The 12,563-nt window shown below is 42.7% G+C and carries 4 protein-coding genes; all 4 read right to left on the minus strand.

Going from position 1 to position 12,563, the window contains the following annotated elements; genetic code table 11:
• Positions 1–55: 55 nt before the first annotated feature.
• Positions 56–5,140: an ESPR-type extended signal peptide-containing protein gene (locus tag HMPREF9083_RS06405; RefSeq protein ID WP_007555932.1), complete on the minus strand. Its 5,085-nt coding sequence runs from the start codon at positions 5,138–5,140 to the stop codon at positions 56–58.
• Positions 5,141–6,457: 1,317 nt separating this feature from the next.
• Positions 6,458–9,220, minus strand: coding sequence for an S-layer homology domain-containing protein (locus tag HMPREF9083_RS03115; protein WP_007555934.1), 2,763 nt, complete (start codon positions 9,218–9,220; stop codon positions 6,458–6,460).
• A gap of 397 nt (positions 9,221–9,617) precedes the next feature.
• A complete protein-coding gene (locus HMPREF9083_RS03120) occupies positions 9,618–10,322 on the minus strand; it encodes a hypothetical protein (protein ID WP_007555935.1) in 705 nt (234 codons plus the stop codon).
• An 844-nt stretch (positions 10,323–11,166) separates the two neighbouring features.
• Positions 11,167–12,563: YadA C-terminal domain-containing protein (locus HMPREF9083_RS03125; protein WP_174249862.1), on the minus strand; the 1,397-nt coding region annotated here is incomplete at its 5' end.

Genomic DNA, 12,563 nt, shown 5'->3' on the forward strand with positions numbered 1-12,563 from the left:
ATCACAATTCTCGCAATCAAAAACGCATACCCCTTTTCAGAGGTATGCGTTATTTTTATATTTTTTCCATAAGCTTTGAAACTTGTTTTTTCAAGATTTCAAGTTCGGATCTCATTTCCTTGTTTTCAGCTTCGGCCTTTGCATTCTTTTCTTTGAGAATTTCGTTTTCTTTCTGAAGTTTTACCATTTCATCTTGCATTACATATACCGATGAAATTACTCCGTCCTTATACTGTGGCATAAGTTTATTTCTTTCTTCCAAAAGTTTGCGGTCGTGTCTTGAACCGAATCTGTAGGAAATACCCGCATTCGCCATGAGTTCGCTTGAACCTGCATATGAAAGTCCTGCGTGTAAAAGTGTATTTTCATTTGAATAGTACGCAAGTCCGAGTGCTATGGCTTCTTTTCCTCTGTAGTATCCTACACCTGCCATGACCTGGCTTCTCTGATACGGATCAAAATCAAGCGGTTTCAGAGCTGCCATGGCTGCTCCCAGAGCATCACCTTCACGGCTTTCCTCACGGAGATTGTTAATCTGATTCATATTGTTTGCTATCATCTGGTTCGTTGCAAAGAGTTGTTTGCCATTCACCGCATCAGTGCTCTCTTTGGAAACGACTCCGTCTCCTACATTTGTAATTTTATTTCCGTTTGCATTGATTCCGTCTTTATTGATGTAGGTTTTATCTCCGACTTTGTATTCGTCCGCTTTGACGGTTTTTGCAGTCACACTATTTACGGTAATGTCTTTCGCCAGCCCAACGGTATATTCGTTTTTATTTTCTGTTTTGACAACGGAAATATTTTTATCGCCCGCTTTGACGGTCGTTGTTCCTTGAGCCACCGCTTTATCCATCGCCGCTTTCAGCTGTTCTTCCGTAGCCGCTCTTCCTTTGGTAGCAAAATCCGCTGCCTCAACTGTTGTATTCGTCAGTCCCGTGATTTCGCCTTTCTTGTCTGTTCCGTCAATGGTGACATTGCCTACTTTGACTTTCTTCTCCAAGGAAACCTTGTATCCTGTGACTTTATCGCCGTTCTTGACTTCTGTTGCCTTGACGCCGGTGTCCTTATCTCCTTGAACCGTAATCTTAGCGCCTTCAATCTTCTGGTCGATATTGTTTTCAATCGAGGTCACTCTTTTATCAATATTGGTGATATTCGTTGTGTTGTCTTTGATTTGTTTTTTGGTGTCTGCGTTCAGGTCTACGGTAATGTCATCTCCATTTACGGTGACTTCTGTGTTTTGTCCGTTTTTGAAGTTGACGACGCTGCCTTTCTTTATGGTTCGTTCATTTTCACCATTGGCTTGGAGTTTCCAACTGCTGACGTCCGTTGTGCCTTGTGTGATGTTATTGACGGTTTTATTCAGTTCCCAAAGGTCGACATTTCCTTCTTTTCTTGTGATGGTTACGTTTCCGCCGGTGATGTTGGTGATGTTATCTCCGTCTTTTTGGGTAATAGTCTGTGCCGTAATGTTGGTGACTTTGTCGCCGTCTACAAATTCCGCGCTGGTGAGACCTTTGAGTTTCTTGGACAGTTTGATCGCCATACCGCCGTCCTGTGTGCCTACCACGCCGATATTGTTGTTGGAGAGTTCGGCTTTATCTGTGATTCCGCCTGTGATGTTAAGTTGGGTGTTCAGCTTGCGAGTCACGACAGTATCGTTATCGCCTTTGAATTTCAGGCCGTCATCCAAGGTGGCCACTTTATGCTCTTTTCCGTCTTTGTCTGTGTAGATGATACGGGTAATGGTCTCTCCGTCTTTTCCGTCTACACCGGGTTCTCCTTTTCCTACTGTGATTTCAGCACTCGCTCCATCTTTTCCGTTAATGCCGATTTTTCCGTCTTTGCCGTCCTTACCGATGGTGATTTCATCGCTCAAGGAGAGGTCATAGGTTGTTTGTCCGTTTTCTGTTTTCTTCGTGATTTTCAGGTTGCCGTCGGTGCTTTCTTCTTTTCCGTCTACCTTTACTATTGTCGCTTTGCCGTTAGCGTTGACGGTTTTGGTTAGGTTGGTGATGTCCGTAGCGTTTTTATCCGCTTTTTCATTCACGACTTTCAGCTGTGCCACGTTCACCGCGTCGGTGTCTTCTGTTCCTGCGGCTACGTTCGTAATCTGGCGGCTTGTAATAATTTTGTTCCCTGCTGCGTCCACACTTTCTCCGCCTACACTGACTGCCCCTCTATTGGCTTTCCATGTGGCTTCCAGTCGGTTCTTCGCTTCCAGAGCCTTTACAAAGTCTTGATGCTGTCCTTTCCATGCGTCAAGAGCCGCCTTCGCAGCATCTTTTTCACCTTCACTTGCGTCAAAATATGCGTTTGTTAATCTTTCGTATTCCGCTTTTGATGCATTGATTGTTGCTGTCCAGTTATCATAGTCCGTTTTTTTGTCCAGCGCTGTCAGTACATCATCAAGGGTCGTACCACTGGCAGATGCAAAATAGCCAACTGTTCCTGCTTCTCTGCCGGCGACAGCGTCATTTCCTAGAGCAACGCTTCCATCTGCCAGGGCTTCTGCTTTATATCCTAATACCGTGGAATAGTGCCCTTGTGCTTTGGCTATACCTCCTAATGCCGTGGAATAGTGCCCTTGTGCTTTGGCTATACCTCCTAATGCCGTGGAATAGGTCCAGTCTGCTTGTGCTCCATATCCTAATGCCGTGGAATAGTGCCCACCTGCTATTGCTGTACTTCCTATAGCCGTGGAACGGTTCAAGTCTGCTTGTGCTCCATATCCTAATGCCGTGGAATAGTGCGAACCTGCTATTGCTGTACTTCCTATAGCCGTGGAATAGTACTGGTATGCTTGCGCTTGACTTCCTATGGCAGTAGATTCTTGTCTGTCTGATACGGCATTTTTACCAATCGCGATCGCATCTTGTCCTTCTGATACGGCATTTTTACCAATCGCGATCGCATCTTGTCCTGTCGCTCCGTCATTATTCCAGTTGGTCCCGGCAGGTTTTGCGCTGTCGTCCGATTTGACGGAGAAATAATGAATCGCGCCTTGGTCCACTTTAGTATTCAATGCTTTCAGCTGTGCCACGTTCACCGCGTCGGTGTCCTTGCCGCCGGCGGCCACATTCTGAATCTGCCGTTCTTTTCCTGTAGCGCCTACGGAAACGACTCCGTAGGGTGTCACCTCTCCCACTTTCGCGGGCGCGGAAAGAGTAGAACCGTCACCTAAAACGACACTGTTGGATACAGCATCGGAAATAATAACCTCATTTCCCAAAATGAAATTATTCTTCGCTTCTTTATTGATACTGTTATTTTTCCCAACGGCAAATGAATTGTCGGAAAGGACAGAGTTATTGGTTCCCATAGCTCCACTGTTGTTCCCAGCAATTGTATTTTCCGTTCCTACCGCTACCGACTGCATTCCCGATACGGTATTTTTACGTCCGATGCCGACGCTGTCTTCTCCGGTCACCAGTTCATCAGTCCCTATGCCGATCGCATTTTTACCGGTTACGAGAGCATTCGTGCCGTAAGCGATCGCATTGGTGCCTTTATCCGTTAAGTCATTGAGTTTTAAATTATCCAACGCTTCTTGCAGCGCCTGCTTTTCGGCCTCCAGCTTCTGCTTGAGCGCTTCCGCTTTCTTCGCTTCTTCTATCTCTTCCGGCGTCGGCTGTAATTGGCTGTTTTCACGCTCTTTCGCTTCTACGGCAGCCGTGGCTTGATCAATGGCGCTTTGCAGTTCCGCGAGCTTTTGCTTCTGGGCCTCCAGCGTTGCCAAATATTGATTTCGTAAGGTATTCACGGCAAGGGTATTGGAGTTTTCAATGTCATCAATATTGGCCTTTTTCCAAGCGTTCACGCCTTTATAAAAAAGATCTTCAACTTCTACGGATTTACCGCTTTTACCATTCCATTCACGAGCGATTGCTTGCGCTTTGTCTTCATATTCGATTTTCTTTTGCAGGTGCGTTAGAGCTTCCGTCTCATTGCCCGCAGCTTTCAAATCGTTATAGCATTTTTGTTCATATTTGGCATGATACATATTATCCGCGTAATCTAAATGAGCCTGTAGTTTATCTTTAAATCCCTGCTTGGTCGTTTCATCCACGAAGATGGATTTTTGACCGTTAATAACTTCCAGACCGTTTTCGGATAATTGCGTTTTTAACGCTGTCCATGCATCCAGTTCTTCTTTAGAGAGGGTAGCCGTTCTATCATCCATATAAACGTCTTTACCTGCGAACTTATAAGATCTAACAAAGCTACGAACACTTAAAGAATTAGAACTACAGTCTATAGAGCCCCCTCCTATATTGGTACTACCAACCTTGGTTGTCAGAAAATTAACATCAAGAGCATACTTCGAAGGATTTGCGGCGGTATTACTATAAATCGAACTACTATATAATCCTGATGCGGCAAGTATTTCCTTATTATTCGCCAAATCCCCTTTGGCTTTGATGTAGTTGTTGATGTAGTCCCTATAGAAAGAGATATCGTTGGAGAAGTCATAGCCCTCTTCCGACTTTGTTTTCAATTCCTGCGCCAGGGTGTCCAATCCGTTGGCAGGATCTTTGGCGATTAAAGTGAAGTCCAGATTGGAAATCAACGATAAACGCTGTTCCATTTCATTAACAGCCTTATCATAGCCGGGCTTGAACGCGTTATAGTCTTGGTTGGCGGCATCCAATTGGGGACGCAATGTTTCCGCCAGCAGTTTATTATTTGCTTCGATCTGTTTCTTCGCCGCTTCGACGCGCGTATAAATTTCATATTTCCTATTGAAGTCAAGTTCCGTCGCTTGAACTTGCTTTTTCATCTCTTCGATACGGCGTAAGTTTTCTTCGTTTTCTTTCAGTATTCTTTTTATTTCATCGCCGGTGAGATTGTCTCCGGTGGCAACGGCTCCTGTTCCTATAGCGACAGAATTTTTACCGGTCGCAATAGCATCCGTTCCTTCCGCAATCGAATTCGTCCCGATCGGAAGTGCCGCAGATGCGTACCACGTGCCTGTGCAGGCAAACCACCCTCCCAAAAAAGCCGCCATTACCGCTATTTTCAGGCTTTTCCTCTTGCTTCCTGACGAGGAGCCCTTTCCATGTCCCTTGGCAATTTCAGAAGTCACCACCCAGGCGTTTCTGACTTTGCTCCAGACCAATTTGTAAGTTTTGTTCATACATATACTCCTTTGCTTTTTAAAACCGGGATATCCTAAAGAAATGAAAATATCCTATTGAATTCTTAAGTTTACTTTCACTATATTTTAACACACTTTATAAAGAAATAAAATTTTATCCACCCTTAATCTTTTTTACTGATTTATATTTATTTTCTTTTATTTTAAGAATTTTATTTCTTTATTTCTAAGTAATCTTTCTTTTTTCATCATCTATCCCATTTAATCGTCATTTATGTGTTTTTTTAGTTTATTTCTCTCTTTTTCGTAATTTTTATCTGTTTTCGATATAATTTCGTTTTTCGCATGATTCCCCCCATTTTACTTTTTTGCATACTTAATTTTTTGTTATTTTACCTATTTTTTACGGGTCTGCTCATACTTATTTCCTTTCTTTCGTATCTGCTCACACTTGCCCCTTCCGTCAGCTCCGCTGACACTTTAGCCAAGGCAAAGCATCTCAAACACTTTTACAGCGTAGCTTTGCTCCTAGAAAGGTGGTTCGCTTGCTCCCCGACAAGCGGGGACAGCTTACGGTTTATATTCTTTTCTTCTTCTCCAAAAAGTCATTCAATACCACATCGAAACGCAATTCACCCCTGCCGTCATTCTTGAGCAATGAACAGAACCCGGAATGTTAATAAGAGAAAAGAATATAATTTGACTCTTAGCGAAGAATCCGGCATAGGATAATCGAAAACACATTTGACAGCTGCAACCTCTGCCCGGATTCTTCACTCTTTCCCATACTTTTCATAAAGATATTCCCGACCGCTTTTTTCATTCCGTTCAAGAATGACGGGCAGGTATTTACTACCGTTTTGTAAAAAACTGTTTTTTCATTTCTGCTCACACTTGCCTCTTTCGTCAGCTCCGCTGACACTTTCCCCGTGTCCGGGGACAGCTTACGGTTTGTATTCTTTCCTTTTGTAACAAAACAAGCGGGGACGGCTTTTTTGTATGAGTCATTTCTTTATTTTTGTTTTTGCTATATAAAAATTATGAATCCTTTCTTCCTTAGTGTCAGCTTCCCCCGAACTCGGAGGGAAGTGCCGAGCAAGGCAAGGCGATAGGAGCATGCTTGCGTACACAGGTCAAAATTATTTTGGAGTTTTACCCATACTTATTATTTCTATTCTTATTTGTCTGCTCATACTTGCCCCTTCCGACGGCTTACGGTTTGTAATATTTCCATTATTTCCTGTTATGCAGGGGCAGTTTTTTGTATGCTTCTTATAGGCAGCATAAAAAAACCCCGGGGAGTTATTTCCCCCGGGGTTTTCCTTTTTACTTCGGCCGTGCCGTTTTTATGAAGTTTTATTTTGCTTTTTTCTTCTCGTTAACACGGATTCTTTCAATTGTCGGATTTCCGTCTTTGTCTTTTGCGATGACGTCAATTCTAAAACGTTCGAGTTCGACTTCAAATTCATCGAGAATTTTCTTGTTTACGTTAATTCCTTTTTGCATTGCTTTGTAGAGCATTGCAGCAAATTCGTAACGTGTCATCATTCGATCGCCTTTGAATGTACCGTCCGGATAGCCTTCTATTGCACCTTGTTTTACAAGTTCTTTGACATATTCATATGCCCAATGATTTTCCTCTACATCAGGGAAAAGTTTCATCTTTATCGGATCGACTTTTTCCCCTTGTGAAATTCCTGCAAAGGCTTTTCTAAACGTTTCAAGTTCAGCTCTCATGTCTTTGATTTCTTTTGCCATTGCAATTCTTGATCTGGAAACATTATTTCCTTGTCCTACTTTTACGGATACTCCGGCATTTACCATATTCTTTCCGCTGCCGAATGAACCGCCTACGCTTATCATAGTGCTTTCGTTCGGTCTGTAGTACGCTCCGATTGCAACCGCATTGGATCCGTTGTAGTTACCTACTCCGGCTGCAATATCAAGTTTTTCATCGGGGTCGAAGTCCAGCGGATGAAGTGCTGCAAGTGCTGCAGAGTGTGCTCCCACGTGATTCATTTCTCCGGAAACTTCAGCCATTCCTTGCGTTGCTTGCTTCAACTGCTTGTAGTTAACCGCATCGCTGTCTTCGGTAGCATCCGCAACGTTCGTAATCTTTTTATTTCCGGCATTGATACCGTTCTTTGTAACGGAAGGACCGTCTTTAATGGTAAGCCCGGTGTTATTTACAATAACATTGTTGTCGCCTTTACCGATTGTAATTGTTTCTTGATTTTCACTACCGTCTATAGAAATATTTCCCACATCGACTTTCTTGTCGAGTTTTACTTTATAAACGGTCTTGCTTTCATCTACCGGAGCAGTTGTCGTTCCACCCGTTGACGGTGTTGTTCCGCCCGTTGACGGTGTCGATGTATTTTCTTTCGGATCCTTTTCTACAACTATACCCGTCTTTTTATCACCGACAACTTCTACATTTGAACCGCCTTTAGACAATTTCTTTTCCAAAGCTTTGAGCTGCGCCACGTTTACCGCATCGGTGTCTTCCGTACCGGCAGCAACTCCCGTAATCTGGCGAGTTATTAAATTATTTTTATCTTCAGTACTTCCGACAGAAAGTGCCGCTTGGGTTGCTTTCCAAATTGCGGAAGTTTCCGTACTTGCTTTTCCGGTAAGCGGATCATACCCGATTATGCCTTTATCTATCGAAGCTATGGAATAACTTCCCAAGGCAATACCGCCTTCTTTTCCCACATACGCATTATGTCCGATAGCGACAACATCGGATACGGTCGTTTCTTTTTCCGCATCTTGCGAACCCAGCAATACACCGTGTTTGACCTTAGTCACTTTTTGCTTGTCGCCCATGACCAAAGTAGATTCACTGTCGGTTGCAGTATTTTCAGAACCTATCATGGTTACGTGCGTGCCGTTCGTTACCGTATTTTTGTAGCCGTCTACCATATTATATTCGCTGACTTTATTTTCCGTACCGGTCACGGTATTATTCACGCCGACCAACTGCGAATGCAGTACATAATCTGCTACGTTTCCGCCGCCGATAGCCAATACCGCACCGCCTGATTTGGAATTTTTAATCGCCGTTTGCAATCCTGTAACCGTATCTTCCCAGCTTTTTAACGTAGTAAATCCCGCCTCGGGACTAATATGCTTAATTGAATTGGTAATCTTATTTCCCGCACCGTACACCAACGTACCGTTGGCATTTTCTACCGTATTTGCCACACCGACAATACTGTTTGCCACACCGGATGAACCGTCATGTCCTTTAGAACGAATACTGTTCAATGAGCCGACCACATTAGCTCCAAAATTTTGCGGTCCGTAATTCAAACTATTCATGCCGCCTGCACCGGTAAAATCACCGGTAATAATGGAATATGCACCGTACATATTGGCAAGAGCACCTTTATTGTAGGTATTCGTACCGACAGTGGTCATACCGACAATATTGGCTTCTTCATTGGCATTCGTTACATCGATACCGCCCATTTTGTATCCGGCAAAGGTATGATGCCCCAACTGAATACTTCCCGTGCGGGCATAAGAATTCGTACCGATAGCGATACCGCCCGGAACTTTATCCGCATTTTTCGGCAAAGTATCATCTCTAAAGAAACGTGGAGCAGCAAAATTGTCCGGTGTAAAACTCAATCCACGTTCTTGTTTTCCGCTGCCGTTCAATACTTTCGCATTCTTACCGATAGCGATACTCGCCAAATCCAAGCCGTTTGTAGTAATTAAGGAGTTGTCACCGATGGCTACACTACCTTCGCCGCTAGTATTACCGCCGTTGCCTCCGATATGGGCATTTCTGCCGATAGACACGGCACCGCCTTTAGACGCCAACGCTTTTTCGCCGATGGCTACGGCACCTTTACCCTTTGCACCGTCATTTTTATAATTGGACTTGTTGTCTTGGCTCTCGCCTTTCACCGACACATAATGAGCCGTCAAACTTGCTGCAGGATCTTCCGCATGTGCAATACCCATTGATCCTACTAAAAAAGCCGACACAAATAAAACCAAAGTCTTTTTGCTTACGACTTTTGTTTTTTTATGATTTTTTGCAATTTCGGAGACAACCGAAAAACAACATTTCGATTTGTTCCAAATAATTTTAAAAACTCTATTCATTTGTTCTCCCCCTTTGAAATATCTGACACTTTTATAATTTATTAATTTTCTTTAATCATAAAACATATTTATATAGGTAAATTTATATCTAATTCAAATATATCACCCTCCCCGATTTCATGTCAATGATTTGTTAATAATTTATTTATCGTTAATAAATATAAAACTCCGAATTTATTGTATTTCTATCGGCATTGTTATTTTTTTTGATATTTATTAATTTAAGAATTTTTAAATATATTTCAACTTGCATAAAAACACTTTCAGCACAAGCATTTTCACGTTTTTGTTTTTATTTATAAATATTAAAATTTCTTAAATAAATAAGAGCGCTCATCTCTGAACGCCCTTATTTTCAATCTTTATTCATATTTCTTTACAGTAAAATTGCGACTTTTTATTCCCAAATTAAATATGCCGATATAAGTATGCAATTTGTATAGTCCGGCATGTATACCGCCGTATAATTTCCGTATTTTTCGCCGGGTGTAAATTGTCTTTGTCTGAATCTAGGTATTGCGATTGTTCCGTCTTGCATGATGTAAGGTTTTGTCGGTCTTCCGATTGTTGTTACACCGATTTCACCGTCACTATATTTTACTTTCATTGCAGTCAGTTTTCCGTCTTTGATTATAAAAAATCTGTAGTCCACGAAGCCTGACGACATTTGTTCGGAAGTTACCAAAATATCCGGATTCCCGCTTGTATTTTCCATAAGGTATACATTTCCGTCAGTTAAATTTATTGTTTCTTCAGAGCTTCTTGCTCTTCCGAATCTGCCTTGTTCAAATAAATTTTCAGATTGTTCAAATGCTGATGAGTTTGTACTTTCCGATATGTATGCGGTGTAGTGACGGCATGAGTAGGCAGTATCAAATCTTCCGCCTTTCCAATAGTTTTGAAAGGTGTTTCCCCTTTCATTTTCTCCGATTATATAAAGGTTGTAATATATTCCTTCCGTACCTCTCATATTAAACGATTTACGTGAAAGACTTTCCGCATCTCTGTCGCTCAAAACTCCGTAGTATGCATGAGTATTTACGGTTGAAAGCTCAAAAAGGAATAAAAACATTACAAGTATTGCCCGAATAAATTTTCTCATATTATCTTCCTAAAAGGAGAAGTGCTTCAAAGCTACCCCCTGAATAAACGATGCTACTATTGCATTATCATTATGCGTCTAATGTCAATGCATATCAAACATTTTCTATGCAATTATGGATTATTTTTAATCATGCATGACAGATATCCGGTAAAAGCTATGAAAAACTAAAGGAAATATAACATCGTTTTTTCAGGTAACACAGGGTTCCAAGGGAATAAAAGGGAGAAAAAAGGGAAATAAAAATTTCAAAGTCTTTTTTCTTTATTTTTATTTTGACCTATATAATATTAGGATTTTTTCCCGGTTGTTTTTTATACCCAAAAGCCGGTGTACTTTTTGTGTGAGTCATTTCGGTATTTTTTGTTTTACTCACACTATTTCCATTCTTTCGCTTCTGCTCACGCTTGCCTCCCGACAAGCGGGGACATCTTACGGTTTATATTCTTTCTTTTTGCAACAAAACAAGCGGGGACAGCTTTTTCGCATGAGTCATTTCTTTATTTTTGTTTTTGCTATATAAAAATTATGAATCCTTTCTTCCTTAGTGTCAGCTTCCCCCGAACTCGGAGGGAAGTGCCGAGCAAGGCGAGACGATAGGGGCACGCTTGCGTACACAGGTCAGAATTATTTTGGAGTTTTACCCATACTTATTATTTCTATTCTTATGTGTCTGCTCACGCTTGCTCCTTCCGACGGCTTACGGTTTGTAATATTTCCATTATTTCCTGTTATGCAGGGGCAGTTTTTTTATGCTTCTTATAGGCAGCATAAAAAAAACCCCGGGGAGTTATTTCCCCCGGGGTTTTCCTTTTTGCTTCGGCCGTGCCGTTTTTATGAAGTTTTATTTTGCTTTTTTCTTCTCGTTAACACGGATTCTTTCGATGACCGGATTTCCGTCTTTGTCTTTGGTAATGACATCAATACGGAAACGTTCCAATTCCGGTTCGAATTCCTGAACCAGCTTTTCGTTCACATTGAGACCTTTTTGAATGGCTCTGTAAACGATTTCTGCGAATTCATAGCGTGTCATCATACGGTCTCCGCCGAAAGTTCCGTCCGGATAACCTTCGAGCAGTCCCTGTTTCGTGAGTTCTTCTACTGCTTCATAAGCCCAGTGGTTCTTTGCAATATCCGGGAAAAGTTTCATCTTGACCGGATCGGGAGTCTGTCCCTGTCCGATGCCTGTGACGGCTTGTCTCAAGACTTCCACTTCTGCACGGAGATCTTTGATTTCTTTTGCCATAGCGACTCTGGAGGTCGTTACATGGTTGCCCTGTCCGAGTTTTACGGAAACACCGGCGTTCACCATGTTTTCTCCGCCGCCGAACGAGCCGCCGACACTGAACATGGTGTCTTCATTCGGACGGTAGTACGCACCGATAGCAACGGCATTGGCACCTTTATAGTTGCCGTAGCCTGCTGCAAAGTCCCATTTGTCATCGGGGTCGAAATCGAGCGGGTGGAGTGCGGCAAGTGAGGCAGCGCCCGCACCGACTCTGTTCACACGGTTGTTCACTTCGACCACTTTACCGCCGAGAATGGAAATATTCTGATTATTGATATTAACCTTTTGTTCTACTCCGAAGAGCTGTCCGCCATTTACGGCATCTGTGCTCTTTTCGGACACAGCTCCGGCTGCCACGTTGGTAATCTTCTGCTTGCCTGCATCAATACCTGCAGCGGTTACGGATGGGCCTTTTTCAATGGTAAGCCCGGTCGTACCAAGTGTTACCTTGTCTCCTACAGTGACCGTCTTTGTATCAACCTTATCAGCCTTAACCGTTTCGGCATTGACTGTCTTAGCGGAAACCGAGTTCAAATCCTTGAGGTCTTTAGCAAGGCCGATGGTATATCCCGTTTTCTTATCGCCGGTCATAATATCCTGAACTGTCAGATTGTTGTCAGTCTTGACAGAAGGCCCGGTTACGGTATATTTCTTTCCGCCCGCTTCATTTTTACTTTCCGTGACGGTCGTATAGTCACCTGCTACGACAGAAGTGTGTTTCTTAGCTTCTTCTCTCAGTTCCTTAACGGTTTTATTTTCGGAAATGTCAATCTTGCTTCCTTCAATACCGTACTTGATAGTCGAACCGTCTCTTGTTACGGTAAGCCCCTGATCTTTTTCTGCTACATCAAAGGTAACTGCATTACCGTCTTTGATTTCCGCTTCCCCATCAACGCCGCCCGCTTTCAGCTTCCACGAGGTCATCTTATCGGCAATGGCTTTAGTGTTCTTGT

The sequence above is a fragment of the Dialister micraerophilus DSM 19965 genome (assembly GCF_000194985.1).
Lineage (GTDB): Bacteria > Bacillota > Negativicutes > Veillonellales > Dialisteraceae > Dialister > Dialister micraerophilus.

Coding starts and splice junctions, on each gene's coding strand:
- HMPREF9083_RS06405 (WP_007555932.1), bottom strand. CDS start 5,140: ATGAACAAAACTTACAAATTGGTCTGGAGCAAAGTCAGAAACGCCTGG.
- HMPREF9083_RS03115 (WP_007555934.1), bottom strand. CDS start 9,220: ATGAATAGAGTTTTTAAAATTATTTGGAACAAATCGAAATGTTGTTTT.
- HMPREF9083_RS03120 (WP_007555935.1), bottom strand. CDS start 10,322: ATGAGAAAATTTATTCGGGCAATACTTGTAATGTTTTTATTCCTTTTT.